This window comes from Acinetobacter sp. YH12145 (assembly GCF_013418335.1).
In the GTDB taxonomy this organism is placed as follows: domain Bacteria; phylum Pseudomonadota; class Gammaproteobacteria; order Pseudomonadales; family Moraxellaceae; genus Acinetobacter; species Acinetobacter amyesii.
Genome location: NZ_VPCE01000007.1, coordinates 86,847 through 110,578, shown reverse-complemented (window position 1 = coordinate 110,578; position 23,732 = coordinate 86,847). Strand labels below are relative to the sequence as shown.

The window sequence follows — 23,732 nt, the reverse complement described above, 5'->3', positions numbered from 1 at the left end:
AGACCCACATGTGGGTCTTTTTTTTTATTTATACTTTTACAGACGTTTTTTGAGATTTTAGTTTTATGCAGATTTACTTGGCACGAAATAACCAACAAGCTGGTCCCTATACCTTAGAACAACTTAACCAAATGCTCGCGAGCCAACAAGTGTTACTCACGGACTTGGTTTGGCACCAAGGTATGACCGAATGGAAAGCTTTGGGTGAACTCACTCAAGGTCAGTTGGTTTATATGCCTGCAGGTTATATAGCACCGACAGCATTCGAATCAAATCAAACTACAACTACGCCATCAAATACCTACACACAACCTCAGGCTGTACAATTGCAAACTAGCCTAGCAAGTATTCCTAAACGTGTTTTGGCTAAGATCGTTGATTTACTGCTTTGGATACCGGCAACTTTTATCTTAACGGCATTTTTTAATCCAAGTGAAAAGACACAATTTGCCAATCTAAATGAACAGTTTATGCAAGCTGTGATGACCCCAAATGCTGACCCTAATGTTTTACAAGCACTACAAACACAAATGGTTGAGATGTTTCCCAACCAAGCTTGGATTGCAATGTTTGCTTACCTCTTCATTATGCTTTTCATTCAAGCGTATTTGATTGCTAAATCTGGTCAAAGTATTGGTAAAAAAATCACCAAAATTAAAATCGTAGATGCCGAAACCAGCCAACCTGTAAACCTCATGCGTGGCTTCACTTTACGTAGTGTTTTATTTATTTTTTTGAACTTTTTATCGATGCCTTTAAGCGCAATCATTGATTCCGTTTTTATTTTCGGTAAAAAGCGTCAAACTTTGCATGACAAGTTAGCAAAAACCAAGGTAATAAACCAATAACTTTCACTTTTATTGAGGGATGAATTTCTCATCCCTTTTTTGTGCATTACATTGAAATTAAAATAAAATTCAGATAAAAAAAACACAATCCCGACCAACAAAATAGGGTTTTAATACAGTCATTTAAAGCATCTTTATGTATAGCTTAGTTTGCCGATATCAGGCATAATGCCCTACAACGTAGCGGTGTCACATCATTGTGAACTTTTTTTCATATCTGAAAAATCACAATCATGCGACACTTTATTCGCTATCCCAATTTTAAAAATTAGGGAATGGGACTCTTCACCGAGGTTGTAAAATGAGACAAACAATTTTAGCTGTATTGTCTTTATCTGCGATCGCTGCACTCTTAACTGGGTGTGGTGGTGATATGGTACTTCTAAACTCAAAAGGTCCAGTTGCTGAAGGTCAGTCAAACCTCATGCTTACTGCGATCTACCTAATGTTGTTGGTAGTTATTCCATCAGCACTTATGGCTCTTTGGTTTGGTTGGAAATATCGCGCGTCAAATAAAGATGCAGACTATGCACCTACTTGGGCACACTCGACTGCAATTGAAGTTGTAGTTTGGGGTATTCCCGTAATTATTATCGCTATTTTAGCTTGGTTAACTTGGTGGGGTTCCCACAAGTATGACCCTTACCGTCCACTCGAGTCAGATAAAGCTCCTTTAACTGTTCAAGTTATTGCTGAACAATTTAAATGGATCTTCATCTACCCTGAACAAGGCATCGCGACTGTAAACGAGATCCGCTTCCCTGAGAAAACTCCTGTAAGCCTTCGTTTAACATCTAACTTCACAATGAACTCATTTTTCATTCCGGCGTTAGGTGGTCAGATTTATGCTATGGCAGGTATGCAAACTCACTTGAACTTATTAGCTGATGAAACTAGTCCTGCTGAAGGCTTCCGTGGTTTCTCTTCTAACTATTCAGGTTATGGCTTCTCACAAATGCGCTTCCGTGCACATGCTGTGACTGATGCTCAGTTTGCTGAATGGGTTTCTGCTGTTAAAGCTGGTAATGGTTCTTCAGTTAATCCTGAAGCGGTTCAAAAAACTGTTTTAGACCAAGCTGAATTTGCAACCTTACGTGACGGCAACCGTTCTAAACACCAGATCGAAGTTTTAGTTGCCAAAGCAACTACTCCTGAAGAGAAGGCTCTAGCTGAAGCAATGAAGCCTTACCCTACTAAGCCACACCAAGTGACTTACTATTCTTCAGTTGAACCTAAATTGTTCGAATCAGTGATTAACAAATACATGAGCAACTACCACGGTGCTGATCATACAGCTACTGTTGGACACGAAGCTGCTGCTTCTGAAGCTCATGCAGGCGTTGAACATGCGACTGTTGCAGGGGAATAAGACATGAGCTTATTAGGTAAGTTAGGACCAGATGCAATTCCACACGACCCAATCGTGTTGGTTACTGTTGCAATGATGATCCTTGGCGGTATCGCAATTGTTGCTGGTATCACCTACTTTAAAAAATGGGGCTACTTGTGGAACGAATGGTTCACATCTGTAGACCATAAAAAAATTGGTATCATGTATATCCTCGTGTCAATTGTCATGCTTGTGCGTGGTTTTGCCGATGCGATTATGATGCGTCTTCAACTGTTCCTTGCAAAAGGTGGCGGTGAAGGTTACTTACACCCAGAACACTATGACCAGATCTTTACTGCCCATGGCGTAATCATGATCTTCTTCGTAGCAATGGGTCTAGTTGTTGGCTTAATGAACGTTGCTGTACCACTTCAAATTGGTGCACGTGACGTAGCATTCCCATTATTAAACTCTCTTAGCTTCTGGTTATTCGCCGGCGCTGCGGGCTTGATGATGGCTTCTCTTGCAATTGGTGAATTCGCTGCAACAGGTTGGATGGCTTACCCTCCACTTTCTGGCATCGAATACTCTCCAGGTGTAGGTGTAGACTACTATATCTGGGCACTTCAGGTTTCTGGTCTAGGTACGCTTCTTACTGGTGTTAACTTCTTCGTTACCATCATCAAAATGCGTGCGCCTGGCATGAAGCTTATGGACATGCCTATTTTTACTTGGACTGCATTAGTTACTGTAGTGCTTATCGTTGCAACATTCCCAGTTTTGACTGCGACTATTGCAATGCTTTCACTTGACCGTTACTTCGGCTTCCATTTCTTTACAAATGACATGGGTGGTAGCCCAATGTTGTATGTAAACTTGATTTGGACTTGGGGTCACCCAGAAGTTTACATCTTGGTATTACCTGCTTTTGGTATTTACTCAGAAGTTACTGCTGTGTTCTCACGCAAAGCGTTGTTCGGCTACAAATCTATGGTGTACGCAACTGTAGCAATTGGTGTTCTTTCACTAGTTGTATGGGTTCACCACTTCTTTACAATGGGTGCTGGTGCCAACGTTAACGCGTTCTTCGGTATCATGACCATGATCATTGCGATCCCTACTGGTGTGAAAATCTTCTCTTGGTTATTCACCATGTACAAGGGCCGCATCACCTATACAACTCCAATGCTTTGGACACTTGGCTTCCTTGTGACTTTCGGTATTGGTGGTTTAACAGGCGTATTAATGGCAGTTCCACCAGCGGACTTCTTAGTACACAACTCTTTATTCCTTATCGCTCACTTCCATAACGTAATTATTGGTGGTGTAGTGTTCGCGATGTTCGCGGGTATCATTTTCTACTGGCCAAAAATGTTTGGTTGGAAACTGAATGAAACTTGGGGTAAAGCAGCGTTCTGGTTCTGGTTCTTCGGTTTCTACTTTGCATTCATGCCACTTTATATCCTTGGTTTCATGGGTATGACTCGTCGTTTGAATACATATGACAACCCTGAATGGGATCCGTACTTAGCGATCGCTTTATTTGGTTCTGTATTGGTTGCTATCGGTATCTTCTGTTTTGTTATGCAAATCGTTGTTGGTTTCCTTCAACGCAAAGACAACATGGACGTTACTGGCGATATCTGGGATGGTCGTACTCTTGAGTGGGCTACTTCATCTCCTTCACCATTCTATAACTTTGCTTATCTTCCAAAGATCAATGGTATTGATACTTTCTGGACTGACAAAGAAAATGGTGTTGCTTACGCTAAGCCAACTACATACGAAGACATCCATATGCCTACAAACCGTGCGGCAGGTTTCGTAATTGCAATGTTTATTACAGTTATGGGCTTCGCATTAATCTGGCATATCTGGTGGTTAGTCGTTGTAACTTTCATTGCTTCAATTATCAGCTTCATCGTTTCTTCTTTCACAAAGAAAGTGGACTACTATGTTCCAGCTGCAGAAGTTGAACGTATTGAAAATGAACGCTACGCGCTTCTTGAAAAACATTTGAAGAAGGACTAAGACAATGGCTGAAGTACTTCATCACGACAACCACGGACATGACGAACATCATCATCACGATGATACTGACATCACTGTCTTTGGTTTTTGGACTTACTTGATGAGTGACTTGGTTCTTTTCGGGACACTCTTCATCGCGTTCGCTGTATTAAGTAGCCACGTTCCAGTGGGTACGCCAAGTGCACAAGAGCTGTTTGGTGAATCTTTAGGTTTCGTTTTAACTGAAACTTTCGCCCTTCTTATCTCTTCTGTAACTTTTGGTTTTGCTGTTCTTGCAGCATACAAGAAAAATGTTGGTCAAGTTTTAACTTGGTTAGCAGTTACTTGGGTATTTGGTGCAGCCTTCATTGGCATGGAGCTTTATGAGTTCAATCATTTAGTTCATGCTGGTCATGGCCCAAGCACAAGTGCGTTCTTATCTGCGTTCTTTACTTTAGTTGGTACGCACGGTATTCACGTAACTTCTGGTTTGGTATGGATGCTTGTGTTGATGTTCCAAATCAAGAAATATGGTTTGACACTTCCAAACACTCGTCGTCTTGCTTGCCTAAGCTTGTTCTGGCACTTCCTTGACATCGTTTGGATCTGCGTATTCAGCGTTGTTTACTTGATGGGAGTTATCTAATGAGTCACGATCATAACTCTGCTGGTGCAGCTCACGGTAACGTTAAACAATATACAATCGGTTTTATCCTTTCTGTTCTACTTACCGTAATTCCATTCGGTATGGTAATGGCAGGTGGTTTTAGCCGCGGTCTATTGGTTGCCGTAATCGCGATTACTGCGGTTGCTCAGGTTCTTATTCAGTTAGTTTACTTCCTGCATATGAACTCTTCTTCAGAGCAACGCTGGAACGTGATTGCATTTGTTTATACAATCCTCACAATTGCTATCCTTTTAGTAGGTTCTGTGTGGATTATGAACTACCTTCACTTCAACATGATGATCTAAACTGGTCGTCATGCTGAAAAAGTATTTATTCCTGACTAAACCAGGAATTCTCTTTGGTAACTTTGTTACCGCTTTGGGTGGCTACTTTGTAGCTGCCCAAGGTTCTGTAGATTTCCTTCTGTTGCTTCTTACCCTCTTAGGCACCCTCTTTGTGGTCGCTTCTGGATGTGTTGTCAATAACGTTATTGACCAAGACATCGACTCAAAAATGCAACGCACACAAAATCGTGCGATGGTAAAAAAATCAATCTCGATTCCTGTTGCTTTAGTTTTTGCTTTAGTTTTAGGTGTAATTGGTTTTAGCATTTTATGGTTCTGGGTAAATGCTTACGCTTTTCTTTTTGCTGTTATTGGTTTTGTCGTATACGTTGGTTTTTACAGCTTATGGACAAAACGAACAACAATTCATCAAACCATTATCGGCAGTCTTTCTGGCGCAGCGCCACCTGTAATCGGGTATACGGCTGTTGCAAACCAGTTTGATTTAGGTGCATTGCTGATTTTTATTGGTTATGCATTTTGGCAAATGCCTCATTCTTGGGGAATTGCAGTTTACCGATTTGATGACTACAAAAATGCAGGTATTCCAATTTTACCTGTAGCACGTTCAATTCATCGAACCAAGGTTGAATCTTTGGTTTACGTGATTTTGTTCTGCATCACCATGAATGGTTTATTCTTTTTTGGTTATGCAAATTTGATTTATATGATTGTCCTAAATGCCTTAAGTCTGTATTGGATTTATTTAACCATTCAAGGATTCAAAGCTGAAGATGATCAAATTTGGGCAAAACAATATTTCATGTTTTCAGTCAAATTGATCACAGTGATTAGTTTAATTTTTAGTTTCACTTCCACTGCCCCTCTAAAGCCAATTGTATTTTTTTAAAAAAGATAGAGTTTTACTCTATCTTTTTTTATTTCTAGGCATCTTCAATGCAAAGCAAAAATTTAAAACGAAATACTACTATACACACTAAAACTGTTTTAACGCTGATTCTCCCAATATCTACCCATGTACAATAGATTTCAGACAAGTACAAAAATATTTCATATTCGTATTAGCATTCAAATCGATATCTACAATCAAATATGACAAAAGATCTTTAATTTAAATCAAATTTATATCATTACAACGTCTATATGATCGTAACTCATCAAATACAAGATAAGCTCCCCGCAATTAAAAACATATCTCCTATTTTACAATCTGCATCCGATTCTAGCTGTGTATTAAAGATAGTCATTAAACCACAAAATAATTAAGCCTTTTTAGGTGTATGCCTTGTATTTCAAACCTAAACGCTCTAAAATTCACGCTTCGCAAACTTTGCGACACAACTTTAGTTGTGACTCCTTGCTTCAATCAATTAATGATTGGGGCTGCCTAAACCGTAAGGAGCTGACAATGCGTCACTACGAAATCGTACTATTGGTACATCCAGACCAAAGCGATCAAGTTGTGGGTATGGTAGAACGTTACCTAACTCACATCAAAGAAGCTGAAGGTCAAATCCACCGTCTTGAAGACTGGGGTCGTCGTCAATTGGCTTACCCAATCAACAAGATCCACAAAGCTCACTACATTCTTATGAATGTTGAGTGTGGTCAAACTACTCTTGATGAGCTAGAAGAATTGTTCCGTTACAACGATGCAATCATTCGTAGCCTTATCATCCGTCGTGAAAACGCTATCACTGAAGAGTCACTATTGGCTAAGAGTGCTGAAGAAAAACGTGCGCGTAAAGCTCAACGTGAAGAAGCACAACAAGCTCAAGACTCTGCTGAAGCATAAGGAGAACATAACATGGCACGTTTTTACCGTCGTCGCAAGTTCTGCCGCTTTACAGCTGAGAACGTTACGTACATCGACTACAAAGATATCGACACTTTAAAACAGTACATCACTGAAAACGGCAAGATTGTTCCTAGCCGTATTACAGGTACTAAAGCTCGTTACCAACGTCAATTAGCGCTTGCTATCAAACAAGCTCGCTACTTGTCTTTGATCCCTTACACTGACAATCATAAGTGAGGTTGAGCTGTGGATATTATCTTATTACAACGCATTAAAAACCTTGGTAAATTAGGCGATAAAGTTTCAGTTAAAGCTGGTTACGGCCGTAACTTCCTTATCCCTCAAGGTAAAGCAGTTGCTGCTACTGAAGCTAACACTGCTGCATTTGAAGCTCGTCGTGCTGAACTTGAGAAACAAGAAGCTGAAGTATTAGCTGCTGCTCAAGCACGTGCTGACCAATTGAACGAAGTTAACATCGTAATCACTGCTAAAGCTGGTGACGAAGGTAAACTATTCGGTTCTATCGGTACTCGTGACATCGCTGACGCGTTAACTAATGCTGGTCTTGTTGTAGACCGTGCAGAAGTTCGTTTACCAAATGGTGCGCTTCGCAACACTGGTGAATTCAACATCGCAATCCAATTGCATCATGATGTTGTTGCAGAAGTTCTAGTTACTATCGTAGCTGAGTAATTTCTTGCAAAGAAAAGAGCATGCTTACGCATGCTCTTTTTTTATCTGTAAAAAATAGTGCTCCAACTTTTTTATATTTTTAACTCTTCATTCAATTCAATGAATGACGAATTAATCGGAAATACTTGTTCGCATTTCTGTAGAAAGCGCCTATCATTTCAGTTAAATGAAGAGTTGAAAAACTGTCATTAGCACCCATTTCCATCACATTAAATGGTTTCAGCATCAGGGATTTTTATGTCACAGGCGAATGCCATCAAGCCAAACTCTACGCCAACAGCAAAAACCACAGAACAAAGTTCGTTGAAAGAGTTTCGTACCCCACCCCATAACCTTGCGATTGAACAAGCCGTGCTTGCTGCACTGATGACCGTTGCAGAATCTTTTGAGCAAGTGGGTGATGTACTGACTGAAGCTGATTTTTATGCGACCCGTCATAAATATATTTTCCGTGCCATCGACCAGCTATCAAAAGATAGCTCTCCTTATGATGCGGTCTTGGTCAATGACTGGTTGATTAAACAAAACTTGCTCGATGCTGCAGGTGGCGAAGAATATCTGATGCAACTGATGTCAGATTCACCTTCAAGTTTCTATAATCTTGAAACTTATGCTGCAAAAATTAAAGAATTTTCCACTTTACGCAGCATGATTAAAGTCAGCTCAGAAATTTTACAAAATGCCTATGACACCAAAGGTCGTACGGTCAGTGAAATTTTAGATCTCGCAGAAACCAATATTTTCTCGATTGCCGAGCAACACAACAACAACGCCAAAGCACAAGGCCCTAAAGCTATTAACTCTGTCGTTGCTAGTGTTTTTGATAAGTTGAATGAACTTTCACAAACTGAAGGCAGTATCACGGGTTTAACTACTGGATTTGTTGAACTTGATAATAAAACCTCAGGTATGCAAGCAGGCGATTTAATTATTGTAGCGGCCCGTCCATCGATGGGTAAAACCACTTTCGCCATGAACTTGGTTGAAAGTGTGCTGTTTAATAACAACCTGCCCGCTCTGGTTTATTCCATGGAGATGCCCGCGGATTCGATTGCGATGCGTTTGATTTCATCATTCGGTCGTGTACACCAAGGGCATTTGCGTGCAGGTAAAATGGATGCTGATGAATGGTCAAAAGTGACCAGTACCATTGTGCATCTCCAAGAAAAGAATTTGTATATCGATGACTCGTCTGCACTACCTCCAACTGAAGTACGTGCCCGTGCGCGCCGAATTGCCAAAATGCACGGCGGTAAACTTGGCTGTATCATGGTCGATTATTTGCAGCTTATGAAAGTACCCGGTATGGGTGATAACCGTGTTGGCGAGATCTCGGAAATTTCTCGAAGCTTAAAGGCACTGGCTAAAGAAATGCACTGCCCAGTAATTGCACTGTCTCAGTTGAATCGATCACTGGAAAACCGTCCTAATAAACGCCCAGTGATGTCCGACTTACGTGAATCGGGTGCAATCGAGCAGGATGCCGATTTGATCATGTTTATTTACCGCGACGAGGTTTATAACAAAGAATCTAAAGAAGCGGGTACTGCAGAAATTATTATTGGTAAACAGCGTAACGGTCCAATTGGTACTGTGCGTCTTGCCTTTGAAGGTCAATACACCAAATTTAGTAACCTCTCTCCTGAGTTTTATGCTCAGTATGATGATGAAGAGTAAAGACTCTTTATCATCCATTAATTCATCGACCCTGTAGGAGTATTTAGGGTGCGCCAAGCTACAGTTTATATTGATCAACAAGCACTTCAATATAATTTAAACCGTGTCAAACAACTTGCCCCAACCGCTAAAATTGTAAGTATGGTGAAAGCTAATGCTTATGGACATGGAGTTAAAGACTGCTTAGCAGCCTTAAAAGACAGCGATGCCTTCGGTGTTGCCTGCCTAGAGGAAGCCTTAGAAATTCGTGAACTGGGTTATGAACAACCCATTACCTTGATTGAAGGCATTTTCTCAGATGATGAAATGCAAATTATCATCGATAAAAAAATTGAATGTGTGGTGCATCATCAGCAACAACTAGATTGGTTACGTGCGCATAAAGATGCCTATATCGCTCAAGGTCTAAAAGTTTGGGTCAAACTCAACAGCGGTATGAACCGTTTAGGTTTTAAAGTGCCTGAAATTATTGATGTCATTAATGCTTTAAAGGCGGAAGGTTTTACTTGCGTACTGGCTATGCATTTTGCCAATGCTGACGCAGAAAATCATCCACTAAATGACCAACAACGTGAACAATTTTTACACGTAAAAGAAGCCTGTGCGCCAATCATGGGTTCGTGCTGTAACTCGGCTGCGATTTTCAAATGGCCAGAACTGAATTTTGATTTTGTTCGCCCAGGCATCATGCTATATGGCGCGACACCTTTCGCAGACCGTTCTGTAGAAGCCTTAGATCTTAAACCGGTGATGACCTTTACCGCTGAAGTGATTGCTTTAAATACCATTCAAGCTGGTGAATCTGTGGGTTATGGATCGACTTTCGTTGCAGAACAAGAAATGGATCTTGCGATTGTGTCGATTGGTTATGGTGACGGCTATCCACGTGCCTTCCCTAAACAAAACTATGTATCTATTCAAGGACAGAAAACACGTGTGATTGGTCGTGTTGCCATGGATATGATTGCGATTGATATCACTGGTATGAATGCACCAATAGGCACTGAAGTTGAGCTTTGGGGTAAAGACCGTTTAGTTGATGACGTTGCAGAAGCGAACGGAACCATTGGCTATGAATTATTATGCCGTATGAGCGCGCGCCCTGTACGTAAATTAGCTTAATTAGCCAAATCAAAAAGCCCAGATCAAATCTGGGCTTTTTTTATCTCGCTTTTTTTATTCGCTTTTTAAATTGATCTATTCGTTGATCAAATCGTTATTGAAAATAGTCAGCTGTTGGTTTTGCCAATTCTATTAAGCCCTGACGCAATGCTTCTGACCAGCCTTTACTGATCATGGTGAAGTATGGGTCTTCTTCATAAATGCGCTTACCATTTGGTATTTCTAAACTGTCCTTTTTATAAACCAAAGCATCTAAAGGCATACCTACAGACACATTCGAACGTATCGTTGAATCAAAAGAAATTAAGCTACAACGCATTGCTTCATCGAGTGGCATATCGTAACGCAAAGTTCGGTCAAGTATCGGCTTACCATATTTACTTTCTCCAATTTGAAAATATGGGGTATCCGGTGTCGCACAAATAAAATTACCTTGCGGATAGATATTATATAGCTGCATATCAGCGCTACCAATTTGACCACCTACTAATAAACTACAGTAATAATTACTTTGTTCTAAAATATCTGAGGTGACATCAGAGATAACTTTTTTTAAGGTATGCCCGACCAATTCAGCCACTTCGAACATCGTATTTACACTATATAAATTCGGCTCTTGTTTGACCTCTAGCTGATTTTGTAAATGCCCGATGACCGCTTGTGTAGTAGCTAAATTCCCAGAGGTTTGGATGGTAATAAATCGCTCACCCGCAATACCAAAGGTATAAAGTTTACGAAAAACTGAAATATGGTCAACTCCTGCATTTGTACGTGTATCACTGACAAACACCATGCCATCTTTTAATCGTAATGCACAACAATAGGTCATTTTTATCCCTCAAATGATTAACAACTCAACACTTGTACAATTGAGCTCATTGACTCAGTACCACCTTTATCACGAACACCTCGAACAGGAGCTACATCCCAATAATCCCGCCCAATCGCGATATAAATATGTGATTGTGGTGTAAATAACTGATTACTGACATCAAAACAAAACCATTTATTTTCGATATAGACTTCTACCCAAGCGTGACTGGCAAGGTGGCTAGAATTTGGCACAAATAAATACCCAGAAATATAACGTGCAGGAATACCCAAATAGCGACAAATTGCGATCATGACGTGACTATGATCCTGACATACCCCTTGCTGGTGATGAAAAGCATCAATCGCCGAGGTATGTACAGATGTTTGATTGGAAACATAGGGAATATGCACCAAGATCGCTTCAGCCAAACGAATCAGATTGGCACGATTGATACGAGGGACATAACAATCGGCAAAACTTTTCATGTGAATATCGCACTGCGTACTCGGCGTTGGCTGTAAAAAAAATTTCGGGTTTAAATCATCCGCATTTGAATCATTTGAACTCAAATTCATCTCTACGATGCCCTGCGCCATAATGGTCATTTGAAGATAAGGTTCGCTCTGCGTTGTGGTCAACCACACATTACCAAAAGTATCCAATTGCATATCACGTTGCCCCGGCACACTCACATCCCAATTTTGCACCTGTTGATGCGCATTAGTGGATGGGGTCATTTTGATATATTGAATGCTTCTGTTTACCACATCAGTGTAAACATAATGGGTCTGATGGTTGATCATAAGCCTCATACAGCCACCTCAAACATATTTTGGATATGATCACTGAAATGGTAGAAGTTTTGGCTATTCGGCTGCTGTTTAAGTGCCAACCATGCCTCTTGCACGCTTTCCCATCCAAACTGAACCAACGCCAATACGATATGTTCAATCTTCGCTAGGGTGTGTTGAATGTCCTGCTGCATACGTAACTGGCGATCAAGCTGCTCTATGGCTTGTCCTAAACTAAAAAATAAAAACACATCTTCAGATTCGGACTCTAAAACATCTTGGCAATCTGTTACCACATCACAGATATAACCCGGGTTATCACTCGCATTGCGAATTAAACGGCTAAGTTCTGCATAACTTTTTGCTGAAAGCACACCCCTTAAATCTTGAATATTACTTTGTGCATATTGAAATTGGCTCGAAAATGACGCCGGTTGCTCGGCATTTAAAACCAATTCATTCATTGAGTCGGCATCAAATGCTGGTAAACAAAAAGCATGTGCATAGTTCAATGCAGTATCGACATCTTGAAATGGAAAAATACTGCATAAATATTGAGTACGTGCTAAATAACGTCCCAACCAAAATATATGTTCTGCATTACTGTTTAATAAAATCATGTTTTGCTCCTTCACTGGAGTGCTATGAGCGTAAATCGTCTACTACCCACGTATCTTTAATACCGCCGCCTTGCGAAGAATTCACTACTAATGAACCGGCTTGCATCGCGACACGAGTTAAACCACCCGGTACAATTTCAGTTCGATATGGAGAACTCAGTACAAATGGACGCAAATCGATATGGCGCTCCGAAACACCGGCCTCACTCAAAGTTGGGCTAACAGATAAATTTAAAGTTGGCTGTGCAATATATAAATGTGGTGCTGTGGCCACCTTATCTTTAAAGCTATTTAATTCTTGTAAAGAGGCTTGTGGACCGATCAGCATGCCGTATCCACCTGAACCCTGCGCTTCTTTGACCACCAATTTTTCGATATTCGACAGCACATAGTCCAAGTCGTTCTGCTCACGACATTGATAGGTCGGCACATTTTTCAGGATCGCTTGTTCGCCTAAATAGAAATGAATCATTTTATCCACATATGGATAAATCGATTTATCATCTGCTACGCCTGTTCCCGGTGCATTTGCAATGACCACATTATGTTGCATATACGCTGACATGAGCCCTGCTACGCCCAAAGTACTGTCAGGTTTGAAACATAATGGATCGAGAAAAGCATCATCCACACGACGATAAATTACATCAACCTGTTGGCGACCTTTAATGGTTTTCACATAAACCTTATCGTTTTCTACATAAAGGTCACGCGATGTCACTAAGGGTACATCCATCTCCCTTGCCAAAAAGGCATGTTCATAATAAGCACTGTTAAAACGCCCAGGGGTTAAGACCACAATAAATGGGTTATCGACATAGGCATTTTCTGCAAGGATTTCACGTAAAAGCTGCGGATACTGCTCAATCCCCATGATGTTACTTTGCTGGCAAAGTTCAGGCATGAGCTTTTGACTGATCTTACGACTTTCCAACATATACGACACACCCGACGGTGTTCTAAGATTATCTTCAAGGACGTAAAATTCACCTGATTGATCTCGAATGATATCAATACCACTGATTTGGCTATAAATTTTACCTTTTAGCCCATGCATATACATTTGTGGCAAATAGGCTTCATGCGTTAAGACTTGCAGTTCAGGAATAATTCCTGCTTTTAAAATATCTTGTTGATGATAGACGTCATGTAAAAACAGATTGAGTGCTTTCACGCGCTGTGCGCAGCCTAGAGATAAATTATTCCATTCCTTTCGTGCAATCACACGGGGAATAAGATCATAAGGAATAGTGCGTTCAATGCCCTCATCTTCGCCATACACTGTAAAGGTAATACCCTCATAGAGAAAATGTTGTTTTGCTACCTGATTTAGTTGTTTTAATTCATCAAGTGTATGCTGTGATAACCACTGCTCTATCCGTTGGCATGATTTTTTAGCTACAGTTTTACTGTCGCGCATTTCATTAAAAAAATCCGAATTAAATTGATTAAACAGCGCATGTCCTCGAGCAAGAGGTAAATTTTTTAATGTAGAGACAGAAGTATTGACCAACTTTGCCTCATAACCCTCAATTCCATTTGAAGTTGTATTACGATTTTCTTTCAGCATAGCAACTCCATATTTTTCTCATGTTTTGTAAATCAGATAAAGCAATATATATGCCATCAATACATATGCTGCTTCTCTTTGATTATTTATGCATCATTTTTGCAAAGTGGTACAGCATCTAACTGCTCAAGTTGTGTCAAATTGCGTTATTAAAATCATCTTACTTTTTTCAGATGAAGACTTGCTTAACGCAGGAAGATTTCTTATTGTGTCCCACAGCATCATTTTATTCATTTAAGTCCAAGTTCAAGCACTAGATTATGTCTTCACAAGAAAAAGAAACGTCGAACAGCCTCTATCGTCAGTGGCAAATTCTTTCACGACTGTCCACAGGTAAGTGGATGGGTACGCGTGAATTACAAGAAATACTGAACCGTGAAGGCATTGATATCAGCCTACGCACCATTCAGCGTGACTTAAATCAAATTTCTCTGCGTTTCCCAATTGAGAGTAGTAAAACAACTCCACAAGGCTGGCGTTGGCGTTCTGATGCACCGATTCAAAGCTTGCCACATATGACCAGCTCGCAGGCGGTCACCTTTATGATGGTTGAGGAACACCTAAAACATTTGCTTCCACCAAGCTTAATTGAAGAAATGAATCCTTGGTTTGACCTCGCACGTCGGAGCCTGTCGTCGCAAAATAATGTCCGTCAGTGGATTAACCGCGTGCGAATCGTGCCAGCAACTCAGCCATTGATTCCTCCTGTGGTTGAAAAATCTGCACAGCAATCGATTTATGAAGGTTTACTACAAGACAAACAACTCGAATGTCTTTATCAAGGTCGTGGACAACAAAGTGAAGAAAAGACCTATATTTTAAATCCACTGGCTTTGGTCCAAAAAGGTGCAATTATCTATTTGGTTTGCACACGTCATGACAAAACAGACATCCAAACCTTTGCTTTACATCGTTTTAAATCTGCTACGGTCTTAAATTCACGTGCATTACACCCTGTCGATTTTGATATCGATGCCTATATTGACTCTGGAGCGCTTGGCTTCCGTGTGGACTTCAATAAGCCGACTGAAATGATTCAGCTCAAATTAACCATGTCTGAAGCAGAGGCTGTTTATTTTGAAGAAAGTCAGCTAAGTAAAGATCAAGTGATTCAAAAAACCGAAGATGGCTGGGTTGAAGTCAGTGCAACAGTACCATTTACCTCTCAGTTAACTTGGTGGCTGCGTAGTTTTGGTAAAAAGATTCAGAAAATCGAACCAGAAGAAGTCGCTGTCGTTGTACAACAACGTAATGACTAAACTATTCTAAGGTTTCCTGCTACCTGAAATGTTAAATTTGAGGTAACCACTTTTATTTCATAATCAATACTTAGCACATAATTTAGGCTATGATTTAAACCTTAAGATATCAACACATAAAAAAGTCCCAACGCTGGGACTGGATAATTTCTTAGAATATTTTTGTAATTTTAGTCGTTTAGGTCAAAGGAACTACTGCATAAGTATCTGCTGAATACCTTATGCCATAGCGCTAATTTCTCATGGCTATAATCAATTACTGACATAGGCAGGCTAGGTCGGCATTATTATAACGAATAGATTTCATAGTCATATTCAGCACCTCGTGTTTAGAAAGTAAAATCACTTTAACCTCCATTTTACGTACTGTGAAATAACAAGAACCGCGCTGCTTTTCACAAATTTTCTTAAAGAAGATTCCTGCTTTTCTTATCTGATTTGGCTTTAAATGAAAAATTCATCCAACTTCAATGTTGTTTTTTATAAATGCTACACTGAATCAACAAATTAAAGCTTGAGCATTGTGCATAAACTCGGCAAATTATGAGCAAATGAGCTGAATAAGATTTTTCAAAATATGGCCAGTCCAGCGCAAACTATTCGCCACAAGCTACTAAATACTTTTTTTTCTCGGCATTCCATTTGGTTTGCTTGTATTTTTATCTTCCTACTCATTTCGAGTTTTCATTTAGGTTATTCCCCTCGTTATATTCAATATTTTATTCCACAAACCTTATTGAATAGTATCTGGGTCATTACTGGGCTTTTAAGCTTATTGGGTTTGTATGACGTCATACAAAACAAACATTCGATTTTAAAAAATTACCCTATCATGGGGCACTTTCGTTTTCTATTTGAAGAATTTCGACCTGAAATTCGCCAATATTTTATTGAATCTGATCAAGATGCACTGCCCTTTTCTCGTATGCAACGTAGCTTGGTCTATCAACGTGCAAAAAACCAAAATGCAGATAAACCATTTGGTTCAATTGTTGATGTTTACCAAAATGATTACCGCTTTATCAATCACTCCTTGTCACCTTGCATTCCTGCCATTCCTGAAACATTCCGTATTAACATCGGCAATGAGCAATGTAAGCAACCGTATAGCGCATCGATATTAAACATCTCTGCGATGAGCTTTGGTAGCTTAAGTGCCAATGCCATTCGTGCCTTAAACCTAGGCGCAAAAATGGGCAATTTCTACCATGACACCGGTGAAGGCAGTATTAGTCCTTATCACTTGGAAAATGGTGGCGACATTGTTTGGGAACTCGGTAGTGGTTACTTTGGCTGCCGTACGATTGATGGTCAATTCGACCCTGTACGTTTTGCTGAACAAGCTAAGCACCCTCAAGTCAAAATGATTGAGATCAAATTATCTCAAGGTGCAAAACCAGGCCATGGCGGCATTTTGCCTAAAGACAAAATTTCCGAAGAGATTGCTCAAATCCGTGGTGTCAGCCGTGAACATGACTGTATCTCTCCATCCAGCCATCCTGCCTTTAGCACCCCTATTGAAATGATGCAATTTATTCAGCAATTGCGCGAGCTTTCCGAAGGTAAACCTGTAGGCTTTAAACTGTGTATCGGGCAACCATGGCAATTTATGAGTATCGTAAAAGCCATGTTACATACAGGGATTACACCCGATTTTATCGTGGTTGATGGTTCTGAAGGTGGGACTGGCGCAGCGCCAATTGAATTGATCGATAATATGGGTACGCCACTGCGGGAAGGCCTACTCTTTGTCAATAACACCCTAATTGGTGCAGGCTTACGTTCAAAAATTAAAGTCGGTGCCAGTGGTAAAATTATTAGTGCTTTTGATATTGCCAGTACCATGGCAATTGGCGCAGATTGGGTCAATTCGGCTCGTGGCTTTATGTTTGCAGTCGGGTGTATTCAGGCTCAAAGCTGTCACACCAACCAATGTCCTGTTGGCGTTGCAACGCAGGACAAAGACCGTCAAAAAGCCATTCATGTCCCAACTAAAGCAGAGCGTGTTTTTAATTTCCACAAAAATACCTTGCATGGTTTATCTGAACTTATTGCCTCAGCGGGTTTACAACATCCGTCGGATATCCGTGCACACCATCTAGCACAGCGTATTAACAACCGTGAAATTAAAAACTATGCACAGCTACATTTTTGGTTAAAAGATGGGGAGTTACTCAGTTGTGAAAATAAAGATGAAGAAAACTTCTATTTCCGTATGTGGAATATGGCACATCTAGAAAAGTTCTAATTCCTACCCCATAAAAAAAGAGGCGACTACGCCTCTTTTTTTCGTCTAGATCCATCACACCGATTAAGGTAGGCTGTGCTCAATCGTCAATTAGTAACTGATGTTACGCGCGTAAAAGTAATTACGCATTTTAAAATAATTTTTAAGCCTATTCGACGGAGTCTTACATCTAGGGCTTAAATAACGGGATTAGCCTTCGGCTGGAGGTACTCTTACGAAACGTTGTTTCTCATTTGGTAAAATGAGAAGCGTGCTTCGCAAGGAAACCATCTTGCGGTGCAATGCACCTCACCAACAAAACTCGTTCACTAGCGTCAAATTATTCAAAGTATTGCAAAAACATTTTTGATTAGGAGTAGTCCAGTCTCAAATACTTGCGGATGACCTTCCCGCGTATCGTACTTTTATTTGAATCAAATTACGCCCCTGATGTTAGTGCGTAACATCAGTTAGTAATAAGACTTACTGTTGGATTGAGCATGCAAGAATGCCGGGATCAAACCTGTTAATGCAGCACGAATATCGGCACGTTCATTAATCAGCTGATGCGAACCTTCTTCAAGCATGAGAAGCGTCTGTAAACGAAATTTACGACGTATAAACTCAATGTTATAACGCCAATCTACAGTTTGATCCTGTGCGCCTTGCGCTAACCACACTGGAATACGACATGCAGGTCGCTCTTCCATTTCCTGCATCCATTTTGACATGGCCAAAATCCAGTCCATCCCCATCATTCGAGGTTGTAGAGGATCTTTTAAACGTACAAAACGCAAAAACTCAGGGTTATGATTATTCCGTCTAAAATGACGTGGCACTTCACGTTTAATACGACGAATAATGCCTAATCCAACCGAGTTATGCCACCATGCCGTTTTTGCAGGGCGAATCAGCGGAGATAATAATAAAACTCGTTCGACATAAGGGTTTTTGCGATGTTCAGCAAAATCTAACAGATGATGCAGCCAAATCGCCCCACCCGTACTCTGCCCAATCCCTAACCATGGGGTTGGTAGTTGAGCCGCATGTTTCACATAACGATATACCGCTTCCAAAACTTGTTGGTAATGATCAAAGTTTTGAATACTGGCTGGCGATCCATTACTTAGACCATGCCCCGGTAAATCATAGGTTAAAACACTAAAACCTTGATCTAAGAGTTCACGAATAATCGGCTGATATATTCCACTATGCTCTAAATAACCATGCAATAAAAATACAGTGCCTTTAATGACATCCGTTTCAGTTTTCAGTTTCGGTTGAAATACTTGTACATGTAATTTGAACAAAGGCATTTCTACATAGCCTTGCCAATGTTCACAGTTCAAGGCATCTAAACCATAAAGTCGTCTATAAGACTGTATTTCAACACTAGGCTCAAAAGGTCGATTTAAATTTAGAGGTTCTAATACTTGTGGGGTTAATTCTCGACTTGGAATAGGAAGATCTAATTGTTTAAGGATTGAAGGATTAAGAAATGGGATATCTGACATTATGGGACCTCCCGACAGTCACTTGAGCCAAACCAAACGTCACGTAAGGTGGCTAATAATTCATAATTGGCACGACGACTATGGTCATAATTTTTTTCACTTGGTCGCCATGTGGTTAGTGTCGTTGGCATAGGTGCAACAACAGGAATGGTTTCGATACCATTTAATGCAAATAAACGACGTGTTCGAGGCATATGATATTGGTCAGTGATTAAAATCACCGTCGGTGCTCCGCCTTTTTTCTGCAAAAGCAACGAACTAAACCGTGAGTTTTCGCAAGTATTCATACTGCGGTCTTCTAGCAATTTCGCATCGACATCATATTGCTTTAACCATGCTTGCATATACGGTGCTTCTACACCACTCAGTACAATCGGTAACTTATTTGCACGTTCGACATCGAGTGTTTTTTCCAGTCGAAGTCGAGTGTAGTCATTCACTACGATATCTTTATCATTTTTATCTAAGGTTAAACCACCACCTAACACCACGATCGCATACGGCTCTGCGGTTGGCTGCTTCAGGGTTTTATCTTTCATTTTGGCAAGATCAAGATATGTTTCATCATCGATCGGTTCCGCTTCTGAAGCCGCTTGCTCAATTTCATGGGTTTTTAAGAACTCGGTATATTGAGTCATCAGTCCTTTATTTTCCGCACTATTGAGCTCAAGCAGCTCTTTCATTTTTTGAGCAGGATTTTCCGCCAATGCTTCAGAAGAAGCCGCCTCGGACGCAGAAAGATTCAGCAGAGGTACTTTCGGTATGTCCTTTTGACTATCATTCTTTTCTTTTTCATGTTCTTCTTCAATGAGCTGCTGTAACGCCTTATAACGTGCTTGTATAAGGGTTAAATCTTGAGGCTCATCAGACTGTATGGCTTGCTCCATGAGTTTTAAATACGCTTGGCGCGCTATCCATAAGTCAGAACCCGGCTCATAGTTATCATCATCACTCAAGGCGCCGAGTTTTTGACTTTGCGCTGCGAGCTGATTGACTTCTACAGGAACGAAATAATTTAAACTTTTAACGATCAATTTAGAATAAAACGGCGTATAGATAAAAATCATTAGACAGCCCAAAAGTACAAATAGCACTGCAGCAATTTTTACTAAGCGAACCATCCAATGTGTTTTATGCATAAATCTAAAACCTATGTGTTTTTATTGATCTGCGTGAGATCGAATCAAGCCATTTGTATCAAATAATACAGGCTCAGGATGTAGTTCAATATTAAATTTTTCAAAAACATCATGTTGTACAGCTTTGTAAGTTGTACGTACATCTTGCAGCGTGGCGTCCTGATAATTGACCAACACCAAAGCTTGCTTATGGAACATACCCACTGAACCCACAGATTTCCCTTTCCAACCTGCTTGGTCAATCAACCAGCCCGCTGCCAGTTTTACCGCATTATTCGGTTGTGGGTAATGGGGTAAATTGGGAAATTGCAGCGCAATTTGGTCAAAGGCTTGCTGGCTAATCACAGGATTTTTAAAGAAACTTCCGACATTTGGAAATTCTTTCGGATCTGGGAGTTTGGTTTGACGAATATGAATGACTTGCTGTTGTAGGTTTTCTGCACTTAAGTTTTCACCTACCGCCTGCTTTAAATCACCATAATTTAATTTTAAATCTGCATGTTTTAAAAGTTTAAACGTGACATGCGTAATAATAAAACGCTCTGGCTCATCTTTAAAAATACTATGGCGATATGAAAAATGACAATCGGCAGCGCTAATACTACTTTGCTGTTCTGTTACTCGGTCATAGACCTGTACAGATTCAATAAACTCACCCGCTTCAACACCATAAGCTCCAATATTTTGCACAGGTGAAGCACCGACTAAACCGGGTATCAATGCTAAATTTTGTAAACCATAAAACTGGTGTGCCGTCGTCCAAAGCACAAAGTCATGCCACACTTGCCCTGCACCCACTTTTAAAGTTTGGGTTGCCGCATCGTCTTGTACATATTCAATACCTTGAATATCCATGTGCATCACCAAAGCATGTATTTGCTCAGGCAACAGCATATTACTGCCCCCTGAAAGCACCAATACATTTAATTGCTCAGCTTTGGCAAAGTCGAGCGCTGCTTGAATATCTTCTACAGATTGAACACGTACATAATGAGATGCTACAGCATCGAGGCTTAATGTATTAAATGGCTTAAGCTGAACCTGTGTTTGAATTTGCATTCTTAAACCTTAATTTTTTTGCTGTGCTTGTAACTGAGTTTTTAAATAATTGACCCAAGCCTGACTGCTAGATTCGCATTGATCTAATACATGTTCAAACCCTGCATCACCACCATAGTACGGATCTGGTACTTCTTGTTGCGGATATTGGTGGTCATGTTGACTCATCAAAGACACTTGGGCACGTAGTTGACCCAATTGTTGCTGCGCCTTTTGCATGAGGTTTTGAATATTGTCTAAATTTTCGTAGTCCATGGCCAAGATCAAATCAAATTCAATAAAATCATGAACCGTTAACTGACGTGCACGTAATGCAGATAAATTATAGCCACGTAATTTTGCATGCTGTTGGCTACGTAGATCAGGCGCTTTGCCCGGATGATAATTGCTCGTACCCGCAGAATCGACGTGAATATTGAGTTGCGCTTCATCACAAAAATGTCTGAGAACCACTTCAGCCGTAGGTGAACGGCAAATATTTCCTAAACAAACACACAACACCTTATATGGCGTGCTGGATGACATAACAACCTCAAGACTACTTTTATTTCAAGCGTCTTATGTTAAGTTATTTATAGGATGAATCCTATATCAACACTCAAGAATAATGTTTATTTGGATATAAAAAATTAGGGATAAGCCAATGAGTCAATTTCAGTTTCAAACCGTCAGCAATATTATTTCAGGCTTAGGCTCTATTTCCCAACTGAGAGAGATCCTAGGCGACTTTCAAGCCAAACGTGTCATGCTTGTGACCGACCCCGGTATGTTGCAACAACAATTACATTTACCCATTTTGGATATTTTAGAAAGTATCCATCAAGACTATGTAATTTATTCCAGTATTCAAGCTGACCCTGCAGAACATATAGTTTTGGATGCAGTTCAATTTGCCAAGAATGAAAAAGTAGATTTGATTATTGGTTTTGGCGGAGGCAGTTCAATGGATGTGGCTAAAATTATTGCGATTTTGGCTCATCCTAAGCAAACACAGCAGATCAGTGATTTATATGGTGTAGCTAATGCAAAACGACCACGCTTACCGCTCATTTTGATTCCGACAACGGCAGGGACCGGCTCTGAAGTCACACCAATCTCTATCGTCACTACAGGTGAAACCACCAAAACAGGTATCGTCTCCCCTGTACTGTATGCCGATGTCTGTATCCTCGATGCGAACTTTACATTAAATCTTCCCGCACACATTACCGCAGCAACCGGTATCGATGCCATGGTGCATGCCATTGAAGCCTATACATCAAAAATTAAAAAAAATCCGTATGCGGATATGCTTGCTAAACAAGCTTTGCGTTTATTAAATAAAAATTTAGCGCTGGTTTTACAAGATGGACATAACCTCGAAGCGCGTCAGCACATGCTAGTCGGTTCAATGCTTGCAGGTCAGGCCTTTGCTAATGCACCAGTTGCAGCGGTGCATGCACTCGCCTATCCACTCGGTGGACACTTTCATCTCTCGCATGGTCATACCAATGCACTGGTTCTCGCTGAAGTGTTAAAGTTTAATGCACCTCAGGCCAAGCAGCATTATGCAGAACTTATGAGTTGGCTAGACCCATACAGTACGGGCTGTACCGATGGTTTATGTGATTTATTTATTGATCATATGCAAAATCATTTAGATCAGAGCGGTTTGGTGCTAAAACTCAGCCAACTCAATGTGCCTGAAAATATGCTCGATCGTTTAGCAGAAGACGCGTTATTACAAACGCGACTATTACAAAATAATCCGCGAGAACTGCAGTTTGAAGATGCTCGCCAGATTTACCAATCGATCTATGCCTAAAGTTTACTCATTTTGAAATAAAGAAAATACCAACGATGAAACCTAAAACTAAACGCCGCCAAAACTATCGATTTTTATTTCCAATCCAAACGCGTTGGGCAGACAACGATATGTATGGCCATGTCAATAATGTCACTTATTACAGCTATTTTGATACCGCTGCAAATGCGCTATTGATTCAACATGCCGGTTTTGATTTGCGAAATACCCCGATCATTGGTTTAGTGGTCGATTCAGCCTGCAGTTTTTTACAAGAACTGTCCTATCCAGAAATCATTGAAGTTGGGGTTGCGATTGAAAAAATTGGTAATTCTTCACTGCGCTATGACTTGGCTATTTTTAAACAAGGACAAAATGAGGCTGCAGCCCAAGGACATTTCGTACATGTGTTTGTCGACCGCCAAACACGAAAAAGCACCTCGATACCCGATGAAATGCGAGATGCTTTAACTCAGTTTTTACTTTAATTTTTATATCCAGCTTAA

Annotated in this window: 23 protein-coding genes; 15 read left to right on the top strand and 8 right to left on the bottom strand. The window is 40.4% G+C overall.

Annotated features, from left to right (window positions below; all coding sequences use genetic code 11):
- Window positions 1-65 precede the first annotated feature (65 nt).
- From FTU80_RS09165 to alr, 11 genes are all read left to right on the top strand, one after another.
- Entirely contained in the window at window positions 66-848 is a 783-nt protein-coding gene (locus tag FTU80_RS09165) for an RDD family protein (protein WP_078193966.1), read from the top strand.
- A gap of 301 nt (window positions 849-1,149) precedes the next feature.
- Complete coding sequence (cyoA, locus tag FTU80_RS09160; RefSeq protein ID WP_180084822.1) at window positions 1,150-2,217, top strand: ubiquinol oxidase subunit II; 1,068 nt, start codon at window positions 1,150-1,152, stop codon at window positions 2,215-2,217.
- Between the two features lie 3 nt (window positions 2,218-2,220).
- Entirely contained in the window at window positions 2,221-4,209 is a 1,989-nt protein-coding gene (gene cyoB / locus FTU80_RS09155) for a cytochrome o ubiquinol oxidase subunit I (RefSeq protein WP_078193968.1), read from the top strand.
- 4 nt (window positions 4,210-4,213) lie between these two features.
- Window positions 4,214-4,834, top strand: coding sequence for a cytochrome o ubiquinol oxidase subunit III (cyoC, locus tag FTU80_RS09150; RefSeq protein ID WP_078188581.1), 621 nt, complete (start codon window positions 4,214-4,216; stop codon window positions 4,832-4,834).
- A complete protein-coding gene (locus tag FTU80_RS09145; protein WP_078188582.1) occupies window positions 4,834-5,160 on the top strand; it encodes a cytochrome o ubiquinol oxidase subunit IV in 327 nt (108 codons plus the stop codon). The genes cyoC and FTU80_RS09145 overlap by 1 nt, the downstream gene beginning before the upstream one ends.
- Window positions 5,161-5,170: 10 nt before the next feature.
- Window positions 5,171-6,049: a heme o synthase gene (cyoE, locus tag FTU80_RS09140; RefSeq protein WP_180084821.1), complete on the top strand. Its 879-nt coding sequence runs from the start codon at window positions 5,171-5,173 to the stop codon at window positions 6,047-6,049.
- 519 nt (window positions 6,050-6,568) lie between these two features.
- On the top strand, window positions 6,569-6,955 hold the full coding sequence (gene rpsF, locus FTU80_RS09135) for a 30S ribosomal protein S6 (protein WP_004696436.1): 387 nt from the start codon (window positions 6,569-6,571) through the stop codon (window positions 6,953-6,955).
- 12 nt (window positions 6,956-6,967) lie between these two features.
- The gene (rpsR, locus tag FTU80_RS09130; protein WP_004278792.1) at window positions 6,968-7,195 is read left to right on the top strand and encodes a 30S ribosomal protein S18; all 228 of its coding nucleotides are present in this window, start codon (window positions 6,968-6,970) and stop codon (window positions 7,193-7,195) included.
- 9 nt (window positions 7,196-7,204) lie between these two features.
- A complete protein-coding gene (gene rplI, locus FTU80_RS09125; protein WP_078188585.1) occupies window positions 7,205-7,651 on the top strand; it encodes a 50S ribosomal protein L9 in 447 nt (148 codons plus the stop codon).
- Window positions 7,652-7,888: 237 nt separating this feature from the next.
- On the top strand, window positions 7,889-9,328 hold the full coding sequence (dnaB, locus tag FTU80_RS09120) for a replicative DNA helicase (RefSeq protein WP_111884293.1): 1,440 nt from the start codon (window positions 7,889-7,891) through the stop codon (window positions 9,326-9,328).
- A 48-nt stretch (window positions 9,329-9,376) separates the two neighbouring features.
- Complete coding sequence (alr, locus tag FTU80_RS09115; protein WP_180084820.1) at window positions 9,377-10,450, top strand: alanine racemase; 1,074 nt, start codon at window positions 9,377-9,379, stop codon at window positions 10,448-10,450.
- 94 nt (window positions 10,451-10,544) lie between these two features.
- On the opposite strand, the gene FTU80_RS09110 is transcribed toward alr, so the two are convergent.
- Genes FTU80_RS09110 through FTU80_RS09095 form a run of 4 tightly spaced genes read right to left on the bottom strand, consistent with a single transcriptional unit; the run spans window position 10,545 to window position 14,245 of the window.
- Window positions 10,545-11,279: a proteasome-type protease gene (locus tag FTU80_RS09110; protein WP_180023501.1), complete on the bottom strand. Its 735-nt coding sequence runs from the start codon at window positions 11,277-11,279 to the stop codon at window positions 10,545-10,547.
- Between the two features lie 17 nt (window positions 11,280-11,296).
- The gene (locus FTU80_RS09105; protein ID WP_180084819.1) at window positions 11,297-12,076 is read right to left on the bottom strand and encodes a transglutaminase family protein; all 780 of its coding nucleotides are present in this window, start codon (window positions 12,074-12,076) and stop codon (window positions 11,297-11,299) included.
- Complete coding sequence (locus tag FTU80_RS09100; protein ID WP_180084818.1) at window positions 12,073-12,675, bottom strand: alpha-E domain-containing protein; 603 nt, start codon at window positions 12,673-12,675, stop codon at window positions 12,073-12,075. Before FTU80_RS09100 ends, FTU80_RS09105 begins: the two co-directional genes overlap by 4 nt.
- Before the next feature lie 22 nt (window positions 12,676-12,697).
- Window positions 12,698-14,245, bottom strand: coding sequence for a circularly permuted type 2 ATP-grasp protein (locus FTU80_RS09095; RefSeq protein ID WP_180084817.1), 1,548 nt, complete (start codon window positions 14,243-14,245; stop codon window positions 12,698-12,700).
- Between the two features lie 260 nt (window positions 14,246-14,505).
- Between FTU80_RS09095 and FTU80_RS09090 the strand changes: the two genes are divergently transcribed.
- A complete protein-coding gene (locus FTU80_RS09090; protein WP_180035277.1) occupies window positions 14,506-15,504 on the top strand; it encodes a YafY family protein in 999 nt (332 codons plus the stop codon).
- A 577-nt stretch (window positions 15,505-16,081) separates the two neighbouring features.
- Window positions 16,082-17,752: an FMN-binding glutamate synthase family protein gene (locus FTU80_RS09085; RefSeq protein WP_078188593.1), complete on the top strand. Its 1,671-nt coding sequence runs from the start codon at window positions 16,082-16,084 to the stop codon at window positions 17,750-17,752.
- 449 nt (window positions 17,753-18,201) lie between these two features.
- Here the strand turns inward: FTU80_RS09085 and FTU80_RS09080 are convergent, their stop codons facing one another.
- From FTU80_RS09080 to FTU80_RS09065, 4 genes are read right to left on the bottom strand one after another with little or no spacing between them, the layout of a single operon-like run.
- The gene (locus tag FTU80_RS09080) at window positions 18,202-19,245 is read right to left on the bottom strand and encodes an alpha/beta hydrolase (RefSeq protein WP_180007903.1); all 1,044 of its coding nucleotides are present in this window, start codon (window positions 19,243-19,245) and stop codon (window positions 18,202-18,204) included.
- On the bottom strand, window positions 19,245-20,384 hold the full coding sequence (locus FTU80_RS09075) for a YdcF family protein (RefSeq protein ID WP_180084816.1): 1,140 nt from the start codon (window positions 20,382-20,384) through the stop codon (window positions 19,245-19,247). The genes FTU80_RS09080 and FTU80_RS09075 overlap by 1 nt, the downstream gene beginning before the upstream one ends.
- A 21-nt stretch (window positions 20,385-20,405) precedes the next feature.
- Entirely contained in the window at window positions 20,406-21,443 is a 1,038-nt protein-coding gene (murB, locus tag FTU80_RS09070; RefSeq protein ID WP_180084815.1) for a UDP-N-acetylmuramate dehydrogenase, read from the bottom strand.
- Between the two features lie 9 nt (window positions 21,444-21,452).
- Complete coding sequence (locus FTU80_RS09065) at window positions 21,453-21,968, bottom strand: low molecular weight protein-tyrosine-phosphatase (RefSeq protein ID WP_180084814.1); 516 nt, start codon at window positions 21,966-21,968, stop codon at window positions 21,453-21,455.
- Between the two features lie 118 nt (window positions 21,969-22,086).
- Here FTU80_RS09065 and FTU80_RS09060 point away from each other — a divergent pair, with 118 nt between their 5' ends.
- Both FTU80_RS09060 and FTU80_RS09055 read left to right on the top strand, forming a co-directional pair.
- Window positions 22,087-23,247: an iron-containing alcohol dehydrogenase gene (locus FTU80_RS09060; protein WP_180084813.1), complete on the top strand. Its 1,161-nt coding sequence runs from the start codon at window positions 22,087-22,089 to the stop codon at window positions 23,245-23,247.
- A 35-nt stretch (window positions 23,248-23,282) separates the two neighbouring features.
- Complete coding sequence (locus FTU80_RS09055) at window positions 23,283-23,714, top strand: thioesterase family protein (protein WP_180084812.1); 432 nt, start codon at window positions 23,283-23,285, stop codon at window positions 23,712-23,714.
- The last annotated feature ends 18 nt before the right edge of the window (window positions 23,715-23,732 follow it).

Bases quoted from the DNA above. Each gene is read 5' to 3' on its own strand.
- FTU80_RS09165 (WP_078193966.1), top strand. From the start codon at position 66: ATGCAGATTTACTTGGCACGAAATAACCAACAAGCTGGTCCCTATACC.
- cyoA (WP_180084822.1), top strand. From the start codon at position 1,150: ATGAGACAAACAATTTTAGCTGTATTGTCTTTATCTGCGATCGCTGCA.
- cyoB (WP_078193968.1), top strand. From the start codon at position 2,221: ATGAGCTTATTAGGTAAGTTAGGACCAGATGCAATTCCACACGACCCA.
- cyoC (WP_078188581.1), top strand. From the start codon at position 4,214: ATGGCTGAAGTACTTCATCACGACAACCACGGACATGACGAACATCAT.
- FTU80_RS09145 (WP_078188582.1), top strand. From the start codon at position 4,834: ATGAGTCACGATCATAACTCTGCTGGTGCAGCTCACGGTAACGTTAAA.
- cyoE (WP_180084821.1), top strand. From the start codon at position 5,171: ATGCTGAAAAAGTATTTATTCCTGACTAAACCAGGAATTCTCTTTGGT.
- rpsF (WP_004696436.1), top strand. From the start codon at position 6,569: ATGCGTCACTACGAAATCGTACTATTGGTACATCCAGACCAAAGCGAT.
- rpsR (WP_004278792.1), top strand. From the start codon at position 6,968: ATGGCACGTTTTTACCGTCGTCGCAAGTTCTGCCGCTTTACAGCTGAG.
- dnaB (WP_111884293.1), top strand. From the start codon at position 7,889: ATGTCACAGGCGAATGCCATCAAGCCAAACTCTACGCCAACAGCAAAA.
- FTU80_RS09110 (WP_180023501.1), bottom strand. From the start codon at position 11,279: ATGACCTATTGTTGTGCATTACGATTAAAAGATGGCATGGTGTTTGTC.
- FTU80_RS09105 (WP_180084819.1), bottom strand. From the start codon at position 12,076: ATGAGGCTTATGATCAACCATCAGACCCATTATGTTTACACTGATGTG.
- FTU80_RS09100 (WP_180084818.1), bottom strand. From the start codon at position 12,675: ATGATTTTATTAAACAGTAATGCAGAACATATATTTTGGTTGGGACGT.
- FTU80_RS09095 (WP_180084817.1), bottom strand. From the start codon at position 14,245: ATGCTGAAAGAAAATCGTAATACAACTTCAAATGGAATTGAGGGTTAT.
- FTU80_RS09090 (WP_180035277.1), top strand. From the start codon at position 14,506: ATGTCTTCACAAGAAAAAGAAACGTCGAACAGCCTCTATCGTCAGTGG.
- FTU80_RS09085 (WP_078188593.1), top strand. From the start codon at position 16,082: ATGGCCAGTCCAGCGCAAACTATTCGCCACAAGCTACTAAATACTTTT.
- FTU80_RS09080 (WP_180007903.1), bottom strand. From the start codon at position 19,245: ATGTCAGATATCCCATTTCTTAATCCTTCAATCCTTAAACAATTAGAT.
- FTU80_RS09075 (WP_180084816.1), bottom strand. From the start codon at position 20,384: ATGCATAAAACACATTGGATGGTTCGCTTAGTAAAAATTGCTGCAGTG.
- murB (WP_180084815.1), bottom strand. From the start codon at position 21,443: ATGCAAATTCAAACACAGGTTCAGCTTAAGCCATTTAATACATTAAGC.
- FTU80_RS09065 (WP_180084814.1), bottom strand. From the start codon at position 21,968: ATGTCATCCAGCACGCCATATAAGGTGTTGTGTGTTTGTTTAGGAAAT.
- FTU80_RS09060 (WP_180084813.1), top strand. From the start codon at position 22,087: ATGAGTCAATTTCAGTTTCAAACCGTCAGCAATATTATTTCAGGCTTA.
- FTU80_RS09055 (WP_180084812.1), top strand. From the start codon at position 23,283: ATGAAACCTAAAACTAAACGCCGCCAAAACTATCGATTTTTATTTCCA.